Here is an 18,182-nt window from a genome sequence, read left to right on the forward strand (position 1 = left end):
GCCTGGAATTCAGTCAGCGTGAGGCAATCTTTCGGCCCCAGGCTCGTGCATTGTCGATCAGTTCGGCCTCATCCAGGCGCGTCAGTCTGCCTTGGTGGAGCAGGGGGCGGCCGCCGACCCAGACATGCTGAATGCAGTCGCGGCTGCTGGTGTAGATCAGTTGCGATACTGGATCGTAGATAGGCTGCTGTGCCAGTCTGTTTAGGTCGAATGCTACAAGGTCAGCCGCTTTACCGATTTCCAGCGAGCCCAGGCATTTTTCCAGACCCAGAGCGCGCGCACCGTTAAGGGTTGCCATACGTAATGCACGGTGTGCATCTAATGCAGTGGCTGACCCCGATACCGCTTTGGCTAAAAGTGCCGCGGTACGGGTCTCGCCTAGAAGGTCTAGGTCGTTATTGCTAGCAGCACCATCAGTTCCAATGGCCACGTTGACCCCAGATTCCCAAAGCTTCTCGACTGGGCAGAAACCACTGGCCAGCTTGAGATTTGATTCAGGGCAATGAATGACGTGTGTGTTGGTTTCGACCAGATTAATCAAGTCCTCCTCGTCGATCTGAGTCATGTGCACAGACTGAAAGCGTGGGCCAAGAAGACCTAGCCTACGCAGGCGAGTAAGAGGGCGTTCCCCCGTTTTCACTAAGGCTTCCTGAACCTCGCCTGCAGTTTCGTGCACATGCATATGAATGCAGGCGTCCAGTTGATCAGCCAGCATAAGTATATTGGCCAGCTTGTCATCACTCACGGTATAGGGAGCATGAGGACCAAAGGCCACGGTAATTCGTTCATGCTGTTTCAAATCATCAAACAGTTCTAGCCCCCGGCGTATGGCTTCATCAGCGTTATGCGCACCGGGTACCGAAAAATCGAGAATTGGAAGCGTTACCTGGGCGCGCATGCCGGACTCATGGATCGCTTCACAAGCGATGTCCGGGAAGAAGTACATATCGGAAAAACAAGTGATCCCACCTTTGATCTGTTCTGCGATGGCCAATGTGGTGCCGTCACGTACAAAATGCTCGTCTACCCATTTGGCTTCAGCAGGCCAGATATGATCTTGCAGCCAGGTCATCAGCGGCAAGTCATCCGCCAGGCCACGAAAAAGTGTCATTGCTGCATGACCATGCATATTGATCAGGCCAGGGCTCAAAAGCATCCCGGGAAGCTCCATTTCTTCCTGCGCTTGATAGCGTTTGAGTTCAGAGCGGGGTGCGAGGACAGCAATGATCCCGTCGCGTATACCCAATGAGTGGCCCGTTAACACTACGCCGGCTGGCTCCACCGGAACGATCCAGGTGGGATGAATAAGCAGGTCGAGTGGCACGGGATCGGGCATTGGAATGATTCCTTCAAGAAATGAACAAGAAGTATAACTGCGCTCAGCGGAATGACGTGAACCGCGTAAAACGTTCATTTGATGATCTCATGGGCTGACAATCTATTGTGACAGCCATTTTCGTTGCCCTCTGTATAATCAGTATTTTGTCTCGAGTGATGAGGTAGGCATGCGAGAGCGACTTCTGGCCGCAGAAAAGGTCAAAGCGATTGATTGGCAGGACGGCGTTTTACACCTGCTGGATCAGCGGCTTTTGCCTTTGGAGGAGGTCTGGCTGGCGTATGATTCCGCAGCAGGGGTGGCTGGGGCGATACGCCAGATGGTCGTACGAGGTGCTCCGGCCATCAGTATCTGTGCAGCCTATGGCATGGTGTTGGGTGTAAAAGCCCGCTTTTCGGCTGGGCAGGATTGGCAGCAGGCCCTGGAGGCCGATTTTCAACTGCTTGCCGAGTCGCGGCCAACCGCCGTTAATCTTTTCTGGGCCTTGAATCGTATGCGTGAGCGGCTCAAACGCCTTAAGCCTGAAGAGGATGTGCTGGCAGCGTTAGAGGCGGAAGCGGTAGCTATTCACGAAAGTGACCGCGAGGCTAATCTCACCATGGCCCAGCTGGGTGTCGAGCTGATTCGTAAACATGGTAACAGTGCGCAAACTTTACTAACGCACTGCAATACAGGTGCTCTGGCTACCGGTGGTTTCGGTACGGCTCTAGGCGTAATTCGAGCGGCTTATCTTGAAGGGCTGGTCGATCGTGTTTATGCCGATGAAACACGCCCTTGGCTCCAGGGCGCACGACTAACCGCTTGGGAACTAGCCGGCGAAGGTGTGCCAGTCACCTTAAATGCTGATGCGGCAGCGGCTCATCTGATGAAAACAGGCAACATTTCATGGGTTATCGTTGGCGCCGACCGGATAACCGCTAATGGCGATGTTGCGAATAAAATCGGTACTTACCAGCTGGCTGTTAATGCCATGCACCATGGTGTGCGCTTTATGGTGGTGGCTCCAAGCTCAACGATCGATATGGCTCTGACGTCTGGCGAGGATATTCCCATTGAGGAGCGTGACGGTCGTGAATTGTTGGAAATTGGTGGTAAGCGTATCGCTGCAGAGGTAGAGACGGTTAATCCTGTTTTTGATGTCACGCCAGCGGACTTGATCGATGCCATCGTGACCGAAAGGGGAATCGTCGAGCGGCCAAATGCGGAAAAGATGGCTGCTTTGATGAGCCGCAAGCGCTTGCACTGATTTTTGCTAAAAACGTCCCTGCAAAAGTCCTACTTAAGGCCCAGTTGATGGGCCTTCTATGGTAGTATTCACCGCTTTCCCGCAGGGTGTCGAAACTAAGGAACCAGGCTTCTCATGGGCGAACTGGCCAAAGAAATCCTCCCGGTCAATATTGAAGACGAACTCAGACAGTCTTATCTTGATTACGCGATGAGTGTAATCGTCGGACGCGCATTGCCGGATGTGCGCGACGGCTTGAAGCCCGTCCACCGCCGTGTGCTTTATGCCATGAGTGAGTTGGGTAACGATTGGAACAAGCCTTATCTTAAATCTGCCCGTGTCGTGGGCGATGTAATCGGTAAATACCACCCGCACGGTGACTCCGCGGTCTACGACACGATTGTGCGCATGGCGCAGCCATTTTCCCTGCGCTACATGCTGGTGAACGGTCAGGGCAACTTCGGCTCGGTAGACGGCGACTCCGCTGCTGCGATGCGATATACCGAAGTGCGCATGTTCAAGCTGACCCACGAGCTGCTGGCGGATCTGGACAAAGAAACCGTCGACTGGGTCGACAACTATGATGGCTCGCTGAAAATTCCGGCGGTCATGCCTACTAAAGTGCCAAACCTGCTGGTTAATGGTTCTAGCGGTATCGCTGTGGGTATGGCTACTAATATCCCGCCGCATAACCTGACCGAAGTCATCGATGGTTGCCTGGCGCTCATTGAAAATAGTGAGCTGACTGTTGATCAATTGATGCAGTACATTCCAGGCCCCGATTTTCCTACGGCCGGAATTATTAACGGACGTGCCGGTATCATTGAGGCTTACCGCACTGGCCGTGGTCGAATCTATGTACGGGCCCGCGCTGATGTCGAGGATATCGACAAGGTAGGCGGCCGACAGCAAATCGTTATTACCGAGTTGCCTTATCAGCTGAACAAGGCGCGTTTGATCGAAAAGATCGCCGAGCTGGTCAAGGAGCGTAAGATCGAGGGCATCACGGAGCTGCGTGATGAGTCTGACAAGGATGGAATGCGCGTTGTCATTGAGCTGCGTCGGGGAGAGGTGCCTGAGGTTGTTCTAAACAACCTGTATGCTCAGACACAGCTGCAGACCGTGTTTGGTATCAACATGGTTGCCCTGGTCGACGGCCAGCCCAGGGTCCTTAATCTGAAGGACATGCTTGAGGCGTTTGTTCGTCATCGTCGCGAAGTAGTTACCCGCCGGACGATCTATGAGCTGCGTAAGGCGCGTGAGCGTGGGCATATTCTGGAAGGACAAGCGGTCGCGTTGTCCAATATCGATCCGGTAATTAACCTGATCAAGGCCTCTCCAACTCCGGCGGAAGCCAAGGAGCGTTTGATTGCAACAGGGTGGGAGTCCTCTGCAGTCGAGGCTATGGTCGAGCGCGCGGGTGCGGACACTTGCCGCCCCGAAGATCTTGATCCCCAGTACGGCCTGCGGGAAGGCAAATACTGGCTTTCGCCTGAGCAGGCTCAAGCCATTCTTGACTTACGTTTGCACCGCCTGACTGGGCTGGAGCATGAAAAGCTGCTGGCCGAATATCAGGATATCTTGAGCCAGATCGGTGAATTGCTCCGTATTCTCAGTAATCCCGAGCGCCTCATGGAAGTTATTCGTGAGGAGCTAGAAAAGATCAAGGCAGAGTTTGGTGACAAGCGGCGTACTGAAATCGTAGCGTCTCAAGTCGATTTGACCATTGCTGATCTGATTACTGAAGAGGATCGTGTCGTCACGATTTCTCATGGCGGTTACGCCAAGTCTCAGCCATTACACGTCTACCAGGCGCAGCGTCGTGGTGGGCGTGGTCGTTCAGCGTCAGGCGTGAAGGATGACGATTACATCGAGCATCTGCTTGTTGCGAACAGCCATACCACACTTCTACTCTTTTCCAGCTTGGGTAAAGTGTACTGGAAGAAGACCTATGAAATTCCTGAGGCATCCCGTGCGGCTCGTGGTCGGCCATTGGTTAACCTGCTGCCTCTAGCTGAGGGGGAGCGCATTACGGCTATGCTGCCTGTCGACCTCGAGGCGGTGCGTCAGCAGGCGTCAGGAGATGAAGAGCTAAGCGATCAGGATGACATGATCGAAGACGTGGCTCCCGAGGATGACGCCGAGGTGGAAGAAGGCGGCGAGGGTGGCGAAGACGCAGGAAAGGACGAGCCCGCTGGCGCCTATATTTTCATGGCGACGGCTTATGGTACGGTCAAGAAGACTCCGCTGGTCCAGTTTAGTCGCCCGCGTAGTAACGGTCTCATTGCCTTGAAGCTAGAAGAGGGCGATAGCCTCATCGCGGCAGCCATTACTGATGGTGCCCGGGAGGTAATGCTGTTCTCCGATGGCGGCAAGGTCATTCGCTTTAGAGAGCGTCATGTTCGTACCATGGGGCGTACCGCGCGTGGTGTACGCGGTATGCGTCTAGCTGAGGGACAGCGTCTGATCTCTATGCTGATTCCCGAAGAGCATACGCAGATTCTGACCGCCAGCCTCAACGGCTACGGCAAGCGGACCGCTATTACTGAGTATCCGCAGCGAGGTCGTGGTGGGCAGGGTGTAATTGCCATGGTGACTAACGAGCGCAATGGTCCGCTTATCGGGGCAGTACAAGTGCTTGAAGGCGAAGAAATCATGTTGATTTCTGACCAGGGAACGCTGGTGCGGACACGCGTGGATGAGGTGTCTTCTCAGGGCCGAAATACACAAGGCGTTACGCTGATCAAGCTTGGTAATGGCGAGAAGTTAGTAGGTCTTGAGCGTGTTCAGGAGCCTTCAGTCGAAGAAGAGTTGATTGAGCATGAAGACGCCTTGGACGATGCTTTGCTGGAAAAAGAGTTGCCTGTAATCAGCGAAGAGCCGAGCGCCGACGATGTGTTGCCTGGCGTGAGCAATGTGCCTTCTGACGATATGCCCAACGAGGACGATGAGTAATGAGCAAGCGAGCGTATAACTTCTGCGCTGGCCCGGCAGCATTGCCGGAAGCAGTTCTTAAGCAGGCTCAGGCTGATTTACTGGACTGGCAGGGGCGTGGTCTGTCAGTCATGGAAATGAGTCATCGGGGGGATGACTTTACTGCTATCAGTTCAAAGGCTGAGCAGGATTTACGTGATTTATTGGTGATTCCCTCTGATTACAAGGTGTTATTCCTTCAGGGAGGCGCCAGCCTACAGTTTGCCCAGGTAGCGTTAAACCTGTTGCCTGAGGGTGGAAAAGCCGATTACATCGATACGGGGATATGGTCTCGTAAGGCGATTGAGCAGGCGCAAAATTACGGCGCGGTCAACGTGGCGGCCAGTGCTAAGAAATACGATTACCTAGCGATTCCAGGTCAAAACGAATGGCAGCTGTCTAAAGATGCTGCCTACGTTCATTACACGCCCAATGAAACCATTGGTGGTTTGGAATATGGCTGGATTCCCGAAACGGGCGACATTCCTTTAGTGGCTGATGCCTCTTCAAACCTGCTGTCGCGATCCCTGGATGTCTCCCGGTTCGGCCTCATCTATGCTGGCGCCCAGAAAAACATCGGGCCGAGCGGATTGGTGGTGGTTATCGTTCAGGAAGATTTACTAGGGCGCGCCCGCTCATCCTGCCCTAAGTTGCTCGATTATAAAGTCGAAGCCGACAATGGTTCGATGTATAACACTCCAGCAACGTTCTCCTGGTATCTGTCTGGTCTTGTGTTCCAGTGGTTGAAGGAGCAGGGCGGTCTGCCAGCTATTGAGCGGATCAACCGGCAGAAGCAAGAGCTGTTGTACGGATATATTGATAACAGCGAGATGTATGTAAATCCTATCGCCAAGAATGATCGCTCTTGGATGAATGTGCCGTTCCGCTTGCAGGACGAGCGTCTTGACAAGGTCTTTTTGGATGGTGCAGAAGAGCGTGGCTTGCTTTATCTGCAAGGCCACCGTTCGGTCGGCGGCATGCGTGCTTCTATCTATAATGCGGTCAGTCTGGAGGCTGTGCAGGCTCTGGTCGCTTATATGACTGAGTTTGAAAAGGAGCACGGTTAACTATGAGCGAGCAAGAGCTCAAGGCGCTGCGTCTTCGTATCGACAGCCTGGACGAAAAAATTCAGGAGTTGATCAGTGAGCGTGCTCGCTGTGCTCAAGATGTGGCCCGGGTAAAGATGCAATCGCTGGCGGAAGGGGAAAAACCGGTTTTCTACCGTCCTGAGCGTGAAGCGCAAGTGTTGAAGCGGGTCATGGAGCGTAACCAGGGGCCGTTGAGCAACGAGGATATGGCTCGACTATTTCGGGAAGTCATGTCGTCTTGTCTCGCTTTGGAGGAGCCGCTGAAGGTCGCTTATTTAGGGCCAGAAGGCACTTTCACTCAGGCCGCTACGCTTAAGCACTTTGGACAGGCTGTCATAACGCGACCTATGGCGGCCATCGACGAGGTGTTCCGTGAGGTGACGGCAGGTGCTGTTAACTTTGGTGTCGTACCGGTAGAGAACTCTACAGAAGGTGCGGTTAACCATACGCTAGATAGCTTCCTTGAGCATGATCTGGCTATTTGCGGTGAGGTGGAGCTTCGTATCCATCATCACTTATTGATTGGCGAGACTACCAAGTCTGACTCTATTTCACGTGTGTATTCGCATGCTCAGTCATTGGCGCAGTGCCGTAAGTGGCTGGATGCGTACTATCCTAATGTCGAGCGGATAGCCGTTGCCAGCAATGCGGAAGCCGCGCGGCGTGTCAAAGGCGAATGGAATAGTGCTGCTATTGCAGGCGATATGGCAGCGTCACTATATGGCCTGACCAAGCTGCAAGAAAAGATCGAAGATCGCCCGGATAACTCTACGCGTTTCTTGATCATTGGTAATCAGGAAGTACCGCCAAGTGGCGATGATAAAACCTCTATCATTGTCTCAACACGTAATAAACCAGGCGCTCTGCATGAATTATTGATGCCTTTTCATACTAACAATATTGATCTTACGCGCATCGAAACGCGTCCTTCTCGGAGTGGTAAGTGGACTTATGTTTTCTTCATCGACTTCATAGGTCATCAGCACGATCCGCTTATCAAGGACGTGTTGGAAAAGATTAATAGTGATGTTGTGGCGTTGAAGATATTAGGATCGTATCCTAAAGCTGTCCTGTAGCAGTGCAACAAGCTCTATTGAAAGCCATGCCCTTACGGCATGGCTTTTTTATGCGTACGATTTTTAGAGATAACACATCCTGCCTCATCAAATGTCACAATGCGGGTGCGTTTGCGTCCCTTTTTCTGATAGCGATAACTAATGGCTCCGTTGGTCTCGCTGATTGCGTCAGGTTTGCCAAGAGCGCTTTCGACGTCTTTTAACGTCATGCCAGCGCGGACGCGTTGGTGAATGATGGCGGTTCGGCGTTCCGCCCGAGAGAGTAAATTAGAACAGCCATCCTGTTGGGTACCAACTACGGTTATTTCCCGAGGTTGCTGCGGCGGCTGTTCGGTCTGTCTTTCTATTACTGGCTGCTTGGTAATTATGGTGCTTCCACTGGGAGGAAGATTGCTCGCTGTATGGAAGGTAATGGCTTCGCTCTTTTGACATCCATTACTGGAAAAGGTGACATGGCCTGAAGTGTCTTGGCAGCGATAGACAGTAGCGGCCAAGCTTTCATAGGTGTAACTGCACATGCATAGGCACAGTATCGCAACAAGGCGATGATACATTGATTCGTCCTCCCTGACGGCGAGGTGCAGCGTAATGCAGATGCAAGTTCTCTTCCGTGACTGATTGCGCATCTTCTCTTCGTTAGGTCTTAACTGGGACGAGCTGTTCAAGGCAAATGACTGTTTTTGATTGTTTTTGCATCGCCGAGTCGCTAGTGGCAATGCTATTATTCCGTTCGTCAGCCCCGCCGGGGCTCGTGGACTCTATCCATGGACATACCCCGATCCGTCGAATCTCAATTGCTGTTCAATTCGTTGAAGATTTAATCCCCGCAGCGTGCTCCGTGGTCGGGGATGGAGTGCGCTATGAGTGAAGTCGAAGCAAGAAAGCCTCAAGAAAGTTTGCAAGAGCGACTCGCTCAAGTTGTCGAACTGCTTCATCAATATCAGCTATTGGAGGTGCGTTCCTCCGAAGATCCCTCCGCTATTTTGGATGATTCGTTCCGTCAGCAAGGTTTGACTGAGCTGAAGCAACGTCTGGACGAGCTCCACCCGGCCGATATTGCTTTTATCCTTGAAGCGCTGCCGCTTGAAGAGCGTCTGACTATATGGAGCTTGGTCCAGACTGAGCAGGATGGAGATATCCTTCTCGAGGTTTCCGATGCGGTTCGGGAGACCTTGATTGCAGACATGGATGATCAGGAGATCCTGGCTGTAGCGGGTCAGCTAGACGCCGATGAACTGGCCGATCTAGCGCCGGACCTACCACGCGATGTTGTGCATGAGCTCATGGAGGCGCTAGACGCGCAGCAGCGGGAGCGGGTTCGTTCGGCCTTGTCCTACGAGGAGGATCAGGTCGGGGCGCTAATGGATTTCGAAATGGTCACCATTCGAGACGATGTGTCGCTTGAGGTGGTCTTGCGTTATCTGCGGCGTTTGAAAGAGCTTCCTGGCCATACAGATAAGCTCTTTGTAGTGGACTACGATGGGATTCTCAAGGGCATCCTCCCTATCAAGCGTCTATTGGTTAATGACCCTGAAAGACTAGTAGCTGAGGTCATGGCAAGTGAGCCGGTTGCCTTCCACCCTGATAATGACGCTTATGAGGCTGCGCAGGCCTTTGAGCGTTATGACCTGATTTCGGCGCCTGTAGTCGATAAAAACGGCAAGCTGATCGGCCGTCTGACGATTGACGAGATCGTGGATCTGATTCGAGAGGAGAGCGAATCAGAAGTCCTCAATATGGCTGGCTTGCGAGAAGATGAGGACGTTTTTGCTTCTGTCTGGAAGTCTGTGCGTAATCGCTGGACATGGCTCGCTACTAATCTGGTTACCGCTTTCGTAGCTTCGCGAGTCATTGGGTTATTTGAGGGCAGTATCGAGAAGTTAGTGGCATTGGCGGCGCTCATGCCTATCGTGGCCGGGATTGGAGGAAATTCCGGCAATCAAACGATTACTATGATTGTACGTGCCATGGCGTTGGGGCAATTGAATGCTAGCAGTACGGCGCGGTTATTGCGTAAAGAGCTAGGCGTTGCGCTGTGTAATGGGCTTATCTGGGGAGGGGTGATCGGCGTGGTTGCCTATTACCTGTACAACAGTTGGTCGTTGGGCTTGGTAATGATGGGGGCGATGACGCTAAATCTGCTCTTGGCTGCACTTATGGGCGTGCTGATACCCATGACCTTGCAGCGTTTTGGGCGTGATCCTGCTATGGGATCTAGTGTACTGATTACGGCTATGACCGACAGCGGCGGTTTCTTTATCTTTCTGGGACTGGCTACGCTGTTTTTGCTGTAAGGGATTCCAGAGTCAAGTCAGTATGTCTGACTTGACTCTGATAGATCCGATTATTCCTGAGTCGAAGTCTCGACGTCATGAGCGATAAGGGAGATTAGGGCGTTTTGCTGTCGGCCTGAGAGCTGACGAAAGCGTTGCAATAGCTCCCGCTCATGGGCAGTCAGTTCAGGGCTGTCCAGCCGCATACTGGGGTCGTCTTGGATAGCGCCTTCCTGAATTAGGCTTTGCTCGAGACGGGCGATGATTTCGGAATTCATGCTTCGATGATGATTGCGTGCTACTTCAGCGATCCGTTCACGCATCCCTTCAGGAAGACGGACGACGAATTTATCAGCTGTACGGCTGGAGTAAGATCTAATTGCCTGAGTCATGAGTACATTCATCTAAGTGGTCAGGGAGGCGATGCTAGCGAAGCTTCTCAGTGAAGCTCGAGACAGCGTTTACTTTTTTGGACTCACTGCTATTAAGAGGCTGTGAGCTTATTGACGTCAATTTAGTGACAATTCTCAAAAAAAGCAAAGTCAGCCAGTTATCCGTGATCGTTGATGAGAAGCTTAGCAATGAATTTCTTTTGTGATGGCAAATTTGCATGTCTTTACAATCGGCATGACAAAGCGGTTTGTTCTCGTTAACATGCGCGTTGTTGTTGTCCCAGTAGCTCAATTGGATAGAGCATCCCCCTCCTAAGGGGAAGGTTGTGAGTTCGAACCTCGCCTGGGACGCCACTATTTCCTCTGTATAACTTCTCATTATTTCGCCCGTACAACCGACGCTATTATTGTTATCGGTTTCTGCATTTGGCTAATCCATTTTCTCATCGCTGTCATCAGGCCAAACATAAATGACCTACTTTTAAGGTCCCGAATAATTAAGGCCTGATACATCACTTATCGTTCATGATCTTGAACGATAAGTTTCAATTGTCGACAGAACAGCATCAAAGATTGATCTTAAAGTTTGCTAAAAAGAGATTAATGTTTAAATGTGTGACATGGTTTGCAGGGTTGGGTGAACCTTCCACCAAGGACGCAAATCTACTACTAGCATTCCATGGACATGCTAGGGTCTGCTTGTAAAGTGATCGAGCGAAGGTCAGGCAAAGCAAAAAGTGAAGAAGCAGATCGGCTCACATTTAAATCTGTAGATCTAAGTGAGCTTTAAGTGATGTCGCTTCTGAGTCGATTAGCATGAAGCATGATTTACGTAGACACTTTTCAGATATGACCTAGTTTGTATGAAGCCCTGTTTAGTTGATTCATCACGACTAGATAATCATTGGGCGAACAAGGGTGCATGGCTCCTATAAGCATATTAACAAGCATGAGCCCACCTATATTGAATGATGAGGGCCTGCTTTTCTTGGTCCCGCCTATTCAATCAAAAGACTGATCCCTTTCGGAAAGACGATGCCACTGCTCAAGGTGTCGTCTTCTAGCCTTACCGAATATGGACTTATCCCATTCAGGGCTTTGAGAGAGGAAGCGTGGATGTCTTATTATCCTGTTCTGTTATCTGTTGTTTTCGTAGTACGCAACCAATCGCGTGAGCTTGAGGCAGCACTGACCAATGCCGCCAGCGTGGTTTCATCCTTGGTGAGTGATTATGAACTCATCATCGTCGATAACGCTTCAACCGATGAGAGTGTTGCAACGTTAAAGGGGTTGACGAGCGAGAAGGGACTGCCGAATCTGCAGGTCTATGCTCTAACCAAGGAAGTCGATACGGATACGGCCTGCTGGGTCGGGCTCGAAAATGCCTTAGGGGATTTTGTAGCCGTTATTGACCCCCTAATCGATGACATCAACTTTTTGCCCGCCATGCTTGAGCATGCCGCTCAAGGTATGGACGTAGTTTTTGCCATCAACACTCACAAGCCAATCCGCAGTTTCCCTTACAAGGCCTGCTTTGCCGGTTTTAATGCACTTTATAAGCGCCTGGGTGGCGTGGATTTAGCTAACGATGCCCCTCAATATCGCCTTTTGAGCAAGCGGGTCGTTAACTTCATTCTGCAACATCCTGTGCCGGCGGTTACCTATAGGCATTTACCCGCTACGGCTGGTTTCGCTCAGGTCAAACTTAGTTATAGCGCCAAACCCAAGGCTCGCCAGAATAAGCATCTTAAGGAAAGTATCGAGCGTGGTATTCGCCTTTTGGTGTCGACAACCCGTGCGCCCATGCGGTTTGTAAGTGTAATTTGTCTGTTCGGTGCTGCGGCCAATTTGCTTTATTCCGCTTACGTCATCGTTGTCGGCCTTATCAAGGCTGATGTGGCGCCGGGATGGGTAACGTTGTCGTTGCAGCAGTCCGGTATGTTCTTTCTACTCTCGCTCGCGTTGCTGGTATTGGGTGAATACATAGTTCAAATGGTAACGCGAACCAACGAAGGGCCGGCTTATCACGTTGCCCAAGAGTTTACGAGTGCCATCATGACGCGACGAGAAAAACTCAATATTGAAGTGGTAGACGACGCGCAAGCGGCCGAGCCGAAAATGGCCGTGGCCTCCCATATCGTTTGATGAGAGTAGACATCCATGCAGGACGCTATTGTCATCGGTGGTGGTTTTTACGGGTCCATGATTGCCCTGTATCTAATGAAGGTTCGAGGCTTTAAGACGGTCACGCTCATTGAGCGCGAAGCCGTTCTATTGAACAGGGCTTCCTATAACAATCAAGCTCGGGTGCATAACGGCTACCACTATCCGCGAAGTTTCACGACGGCTTTTCGCAGTCGAGTAAATTTGCCTCGGTTCGTGAAGGACTACCCTGATGCGGTAGTCCGTAATTTCACCAAGCTTTATGCCATCGCACGTAACAATTCAAAGGTTACAGCCAAGCAATTCGAGCGGTTTTGTCATGAAATTGGTGCTCAGCTCGAATCGGCACCGCCTGCCATGATGAAATTGTTCGAGCCGCGGCTTATCGATTCGGTATACCTGACCCAGGAATATGCTTTCAATTCGCGCCAACTGGCTGGCGAAGCCAAGCGAGAGCTAGATGATGCCGGGGTAGAAGTCCTGCTTGAGACGAGAGTGAAGTCCATTCATCAGCGCGGGCATGATGCTTTGTCCGTTATTTACGCGCATGGAGGAGAGGAGACGGAGCGCGTTACTCGTTATGTATTCAATTGCACCTACAGTGGTCTTAACCAGTTTACTGGTGACTTTCCTGGGACGCGGACCAAGCTCAAGCATGAATTGACTGAAATGGCTTTAGTCGACATGCCTGACGAGCTTAAAGAATTGGGCGTGACGGTAATGGATGGGCCGTTTTTTTCGATGATGCCCTTTCCTGCGCGTGAGTTACATACTTTGTCCCATGTGCGGTATACGCCGCATATGCAGTGGAACGACGAGCCGGATCAGGATCCTTACGAGCGGCTCGAAAGCTACGATAGGGCTACACGTGTAGACCGGATGATCAGGGATGTCGCTCGCTATATGGCACCAGTTGCCAAGGTGAAGTACGTCGATTCACTTTTCGAAGTCAAGACGATTCTGGTCAAGAACGAAGGGGATGACGGTCGTCCGATTCTTTTCGAGCAGCACCCCCAGCTTCCTCATTGTTATTCGGTTCTTGGTGGGAAGATCGATAATATTTTCGATGTGCTGGAGAAGCTAGATGCCGAACCCATCCACTAACGTTGCCCAGCTGGGTGATTTGACGCCAGTCAGGTCGCTTCGGCTGGTAGGCGTAGCAGTACTTTTTGTTTTCTCATGCATTAACTTTTTTACATTGGGAACCGGACAGATACTTGACCCATTCCATCAGGGAGAATATTTCGCCACGTTGCCCAACCTTCTGCAAAACGATGCAGGAGGGCACGCCTTCACCATTCATGGCGCCTTGGATTATTTGCCTGCCTGGATTGCTATACATATCAGTAGCCTGGAAACCCACTTTCTCTACACGCAAGTTTTATATGCGCTATGTAACTTCGGGGCAGCACTGCTGCTGTATCTGATCGCCTCCCTATATGTGGAGCGAGGGGAGCGGTATGAACTGCTGATTTTGCTTACGATAGCTGCTGTTGCCAGTTACTTGGTGGGCTACCGTGACCTGTTTCTGCTCCTGTCGATCTTTTTGTTTCTGCTGTGTCTGCGAGCGAGCCGCTCTTCGGATTTTTACCTGCTGGCAACGTTGTTGGGGGTAACTGCCGCCTTCAACATGTTCTGGTCTTACGATAGAGGCATTACCGGCCTGGGAGCGGTTGGGTTCGGCGTTTTAATCGCTAGTTTTGGAAATAAGCGATTCCTTTACGCCATGGCAGTGTTTTTTGCCACGTTCTTTGTCCTGGCCTCGTTTACCGAGGTGTTTGCCCTAAGCGATTACGTCAGAAATCTGGATTTCTTGCTTAGTACCTCATCTCAGTGGACCTATAGAACACCCCGGTTCCTGATTCAAACAGCATTGTTGACGATCCCAACACTATTGGCCTACTACGCCCTGTTCAAGGCTATGCCTCGGCCGTTTCGTTTTAGTACGAGCTTGGCAACGATAGGTATGGTCGCTGTACTCATGTTGATGCTTTACAAGGTGGCTACTAACCGAGCGGATTTCATCCATATCCCCATGGGTATGTGGGCGCCGATGATTGCATTCCTTTTTGCTCACGATCAAGCGCGTAAGGGAGTGGCCAAAGAGGGCGAGGTGCTCGCTCGACCGTATATTGCCATGGCGATGATAGGCGCGCTGTTGTTGCTCGGTCTGGTGGGCAAGAACCCCATGCCTTTTTTCGTGGTTCTTTTAGGGCTTGTATTCATTCATAAACGCCAGAAGCCGCTTGGTTATACGGCATACCTTGCCATTGGAGCATTGCTAATCGCTTTTACCTTATACAAGTCTCCCGTTCCGGGTGTGTTAGCTAACGGGTTCAGGTGGATTCCTAGCTTGGCTCAGCCTCCGCGTAACGAATTGCTCGTTTCGGAGGGGGCTCGTTGGGCTGCTTATGAGATTGAGCGCTCTGGTGCGTCCTGTGTATTCGATTTGTCTAACAACGGTATTATCAATGGCATAACGGCTTTGCCTGCCTGTACAAAGTACATCTATCCCGTTTACGCCACTCGTGTTTACGAGCAGGACATGATTGCGGATCTGAGGAGGAGTGAGCCTCCCGCTGTGATCTATTCGTCGACCTTTTGGTCTTTCAGCATCGATGATCTGTCAATGCACGATAAGTTTCCCGAACTCAAAAAGTACCTGGACGAGAAGTATCCATACGAGCGGTGCGAGTCGGAATATTGTCTTCGTTTCAAGAACCTTCCAGAGTGAGAGGAATGACTATGCCTGATGCGCTGATTGGATATAGCGGCTTCGTTGGATCTACGTTACTCAAGCAAAAGACCTTTGAAGGTCAGTTCCGGTCCACGAACATTGCAGAGGTAGGTGAGCAGCCCTACGGCATGGTTGTTTGTGCCGGAGCGCCAGCTCAAAAATGGATCGCTAATCGTGAGCCAGAAGCGGATCGCGAAAAAATTGAAGGTCTGATTGCTCATCTCAAGCGTATTCAGTGCGAAACGTTTGTACTAATCAGTACTGTCGATGTGTTTGGATCCCCCATAAATGTTACTGAAGAGACGCCGGTCAACGAAGAAGGGCTGCATGCTTATGGACTCAACCGACGGCTACTCGAGAAGTTTGTCGAGACGCATTTCGAGAATCATCTGATTGTGCGCTTGCCAGGGCTGGTAGGACCGGGCCTGCGTAAGAACGTGATCTATGATTTCCTGAACGATAATAACCTCTCGGCTATCGATAGCCGTGGCGTATTTCAGTTCTATCCTATGGTCAACCTCTGGTATGACATCCAGGCCGCTCTTCAGGCCCAACTCAGATTGGTTCACTTCACCGCTGAGCCTGTCAGTGTCGCGGAAATTGCTCAGCAGGGATTCGGCAAGATGTTTTCCAATCAGTTGGACAAACCGGCGGCTTCCTATGATTTCAAATCTCTTCATGCCGAGGTGTTTGGAGGGCAGGGCGGTTATCAATACAGCAAGCGAGAAACGCTTCAGGCCGTACGGGCTTATGCTCAGTCCGAGCCCGCCACTGGACCGGGAGCGCATTGATGAGGGTAGCTATTTCTAATATCGCCTGGGATACCAAAGACGATACCGAGGTTGCTGCGTTACTAAATCGCTATGACATAGATGCCATTGATATCGCACCCGGCAAGTACTTTCCTGAGCCTAAGCGGGCTACTGAAGCGGATATCAATGAGGTGCGTGAAGTTTGGCAGGCCAGGGGCGTGTCGATTACTGGGATGCAGGCGCTGCTGTTTGGTACGAGTGGCTTGAATGTCTTCGGCGCGAAAGAGTCACAGCAAGCCATGCTTGATCATCTCGACGCGGTTTGCCGGATTGCGGCGGGTCTGGGGGCAACACGACTGGTTTTCGGCTCGCCAAAAAACAGGGACCGCTCTGCTTTGAGCGATGCTGAAGTCGAGGCAGTGGCCGTGCCGTTCTTTCGTCACTTGGGCGATGTAGCAGGCCAGCATGGTGTGCTGATTTGTCTGGAGCCCAATCCCACCTGCTACGGTGCCAATTTTATGATCGACAGTACGGAAACCGCTTCGGTGGTAGAAGCCGTGGATCATGCGGCTATCCGTATGCAGTTGGACACGGGAGCATTGGCTATTAACGGTGAAGATCCTTATGCGGTGATTTCACGATTTTCCCCGCTCATTGGGCATGTTCATGCTAGTGAACCCAATCTGATTACCCTAGGCGAAGGTAGCTCTCGGCATAGAGATGTAGCCTCGGCAATGAGGCAGTATCTGCCCGAGCATGTTGTCAGTATCGAAATGCTCCCCGCCAAGGAGGAGCCTAACCTGGCCTCTATCGAGCGAGCACTAGCATTGGCAACGCACGTTTATCGAGGTAATAGAGGGGAAATGGCATGAAATGGATGATTCTTATACTGGGCATCTTTTCCAACGCCTCGGCGAGCGTGTTGGTCAAGATGGCCATGATTCCGCCGCGCAAGTTTCCTAGCCTGGGCGACCCGATGGGGGCTATCAGCAACTGGCCTTTTTGGCTGGGGCTATTTTTGTATGGGCTGGCATTTTTGCTTTATGCGGCCGCTTTGGCCCGCTTGCCCTTGAACGTGGCTCACCCGGTTCTGACAGCCGGAGCTGTAGCAACCGTGGCGCTCATGTCCTCGGCCATCTTCCGCGAGCCCTTTCCTTGGACGACCGCAACCGGGATTTTCCTGGTCATTGCTGGCGTTGCATTGATTACTGCCAGAGTAGGTTAACCTTTGAGATGACTATGACAGCCGATATTTCAGAACATCTACATACCAGCACCTGGCAAGTCCCTGCGTATGAGACAGCTTTATGGCAAGGGCGGCAGCATGCCTCGTGCGTTATCATTCCGGTGATCAATGAGGGTAGCAGGATCATTAACCTGCTAACCCGCATGGCGCAGCTCAATATTGCCGATCAATCTGACATTATCATCATTGATGGCGGCAGTACTGATGGCTCCATGGAGCTTGAACGGCTAAAAAGCTTAAAGGTACGTGGACTACTCATCAAGAAAGGGCCTGGCAAACTGAGCGCTCAATTGCGCTGCGCCTATGCTTTTGCGCTTGAGCAAGGGTATGACGGTATCGTCACGATTGATGGCAACGACAAGGACGACCCGGAAGCTATTCCACGTTTTCTGCAGGCGTTGGACGAGGGCGTGGATTTTGTTCAGGCATCACGCTTTGTCCCAGGTGGCATTGCAGAGAACACGCCGAAGTCCCGTGATTTTGCGATTCGCTTTATTCATGCGCCCATGTTGAGTATGGCTTCCGGCTTTCGCTGGACTGACACAACGCAAGGGTTTCGAGCCTATAGTCGCAAAATGCTTCTTGATCCCCGGGTTGCGCCATTTCGTGATGTCTTCATGACGTATGAGCTGTTGGCTTATTTGTCGTATCGAGTGCCCAAGCTAGGCTATCGTTGCGTCGAATTGCCAACGATTCGGCGTTATCCTCAGGGTGAGGTGCCTACCAAAATCAGTAGTGTCAAAGGCAACCTTTCAGTGCTGGAAGTGCTATTCAAGGCTTGTACAGGGCAATACGACCCGAAATAGCCAAGGGCGGCACGCCATGGAAAGGTGTGCCATTGCTTGAGCGTCACTTTCTCCAGACTTTCTCTTCTCCCTAACGTTATGGATGCACGTCCATGCCATCCTGGCTCTATGCCAG

Annotated in this window: 15 protein-coding genes and 1 tRNA gene; 13 read left to right on the top strand and 3 right to left on the bottom strand. The window is 51.6% G+C overall.

The features are described 5' to 3' along the window. Positions 1–13 precede the first annotated feature (13 nt). Positions 14–1,336, bottom strand: a complete 1,323-nt coding sequence (locus tag IQ22_RS13465; protein ID WP_145142749.1) for a TRZ/ATZ family hydrolase — start codon at positions 1,334–1,336, stop codon at positions 14–16. Positions 1,337–1,505: 169 nt separating this feature from the next. Between IQ22_RS13465 and mtnA the strand changes: the two genes are divergently transcribed. The 4 genes from mtnA to pheA all read left to right on the top strand — a co-directional run bounded on the left by mtnA (position 1,506) and on the right by pheA (position 7,698). After that, positions 1,506–2,582 carry an S-methyl-5-thioribose-1-phosphate isomerase gene (mtnA, locus tag IQ22_RS13470; RefSeq protein ID WP_145142754.1) on the top strand — a complete coding sequence of 359 codons (1,077 nt, stop codon included), beginning with the start codon at positions 1,506–1,508 and terminating at the stop codon, positions 2,580–2,582. A gap of 114 nt (positions 2,583–2,696) precedes the next feature. After that, positions 2,697–5,516 (top strand): DNA gyrase subunit A, encoded by a 2,820-nt coding sequence (gene gyrA / locus IQ22_RS13475; protein ID WP_145142756.1) that lies wholly within the window; start codon positions 2,697–2,699, stop codon positions 5,514–5,516. Further along, entirely contained in the window at positions 5,516–6,601 is a 1,086-nt protein-coding gene (serC, locus tag IQ22_RS13480; RefSeq protein WP_145142760.1) for a 3-phosphoserine/phosphohydroxythreonine transaminase, read from the top strand. Before gyrA ends, serC begins: the two co-directional genes overlap by 1 nt. 2 nt (positions 6,602–6,603) lie before the next feature. Beyond that, positions 6,604–7,698 (top strand): prephenate dehydratase, encoded by a 1,095-nt coding sequence (pheA, locus tag IQ22_RS13485; RefSeq protein WP_145142763.1) that lies wholly within the window; start codon positions 6,604–6,606, stop codon positions 7,696–7,698. 32 nt (positions 7,699–7,730) lie between these two features. On the opposite strand, the gene IQ22_RS13490 is transcribed toward pheA, so the two are convergent. Beyond that, on the bottom strand, positions 7,731–8,252 hold the full coding sequence (locus IQ22_RS13490; RefSeq protein ID WP_244309137.1) for a DUF4124 domain-containing protein: 522 nt from the start codon (positions 8,250–8,252) through the stop codon (positions 7,731–7,733). Positions 8,253–8,558: 306 nt separating this feature from the next. On the opposite strand from IQ22_RS13490, the gene mgtE reads away from it, so the two are divergent. Further along, positions 8,559–9,992, top strand: a complete 1,434-nt coding sequence (gene mgtE / locus IQ22_RS13495; protein WP_145142766.1) for a magnesium transporter — start codon at positions 8,559–8,561, stop codon at positions 9,990–9,992. Positions 9,993–10,042: 50 nt separating this feature from the next. On the opposite strand, the gene IQ22_RS13500 is transcribed toward mgtE, so the two are convergent. Further along, complete coding sequence (locus IQ22_RS13500; protein ID WP_145142769.1) at positions 10,043–10,363, bottom strand: Arc family DNA-binding protein; 321 nt, start codon at positions 10,361–10,363, stop codon at positions 10,043–10,045. 277 nt (positions 10,364–10,640) lie between these two features. Between IQ22_RS13500 and IQ22_RS13505 the strand changes: the two genes are divergently transcribed. The 8 genes from IQ22_RS13505 (at position 10,641) to IQ22_RS13540 (ending at position 18,067) form a co-directional block, all read left to right on the top strand. Beyond that, a tRNA-Arg gene (locus IQ22_RS13505) sits at positions 10,641–10,717 on the top strand. A gap of 762 nt (positions 10,718–11,479) precedes the next feature. Further along, a complete protein-coding gene (locus IQ22_RS13510) occupies positions 11,480–12,508 on the top strand; it encodes a glycosyltransferase (protein WP_145142772.1) in 1,029 nt (342 codons plus the stop codon). A gap of 15 nt (positions 12,509–12,523) precedes the next feature. Further along, entirely contained in the window at positions 12,524–13,630 is a 1,107-nt protein-coding gene (locus IQ22_RS13515; RefSeq protein WP_145142775.1) for an FAD-dependent oxidoreductase, read from the top strand. After that, positions 13,611–15,260, top strand: coding sequence for a hypothetical protein (locus IQ22_RS13520; RefSeq protein WP_244309139.1), 1,650 nt, complete (start codon positions 13,611–13,613; stop codon positions 15,258–15,260). Before IQ22_RS13515 ends, IQ22_RS13520 begins: the two co-directional genes overlap by 20 nt. Positions 15,261–15,265: 5 nt before the next feature. Beyond that, on the top strand, positions 15,266–16,054 hold the full coding sequence (locus tag IQ22_RS13525; protein WP_342212455.1) for an NAD-dependent epimerase/dehydratase family protein: 789 nt from the start codon (positions 15,266–15,268) through the stop codon (positions 16,052–16,054). Next, a complete protein-coding gene (locus IQ22_RS13530) occupies positions 16,054–16,887 on the top strand; it encodes a sugar phosphate isomerase/epimerase family protein (protein WP_145142779.1) in 834 nt (277 codons plus the stop codon). Before IQ22_RS13525 ends, IQ22_RS13530 begins: the two co-directional genes overlap by 1 nt. After that, positions 16,884–17,240, top strand: a complete 357-nt coding sequence (locus IQ22_RS13535) for a DMT family transporter (RefSeq protein ID WP_145142782.1) — start codon at positions 16,884–16,886, stop codon at positions 17,238–17,240. The genes IQ22_RS13530 and IQ22_RS13535 overlap by 4 nt, the downstream gene beginning before the upstream one ends. Positions 17,241–17,254: 14 nt before the next feature. Then, the gene (locus tag IQ22_RS13540; protein WP_145142785.1) at positions 17,255–18,067 is read left to right on the top strand and encodes a glycosyltransferase family 2 protein; all 813 of its coding nucleotides are present in this window, start codon (positions 17,255–17,257) and stop codon (positions 18,065–18,067) included. Positions 18,068–18,182 lie beyond the last annotated feature (115 nt).

The sequence above is a fragment of the Pseudomonas duriflava genome (genome assembly GCF_007830155.1).
Taxonomy (GTDB): domain Bacteria; phylum Pseudomonadota; class Gammaproteobacteria; order Pseudomonadales; family Pseudomonadaceae; genus Chryseomonas; species Chryseomonas duriflava.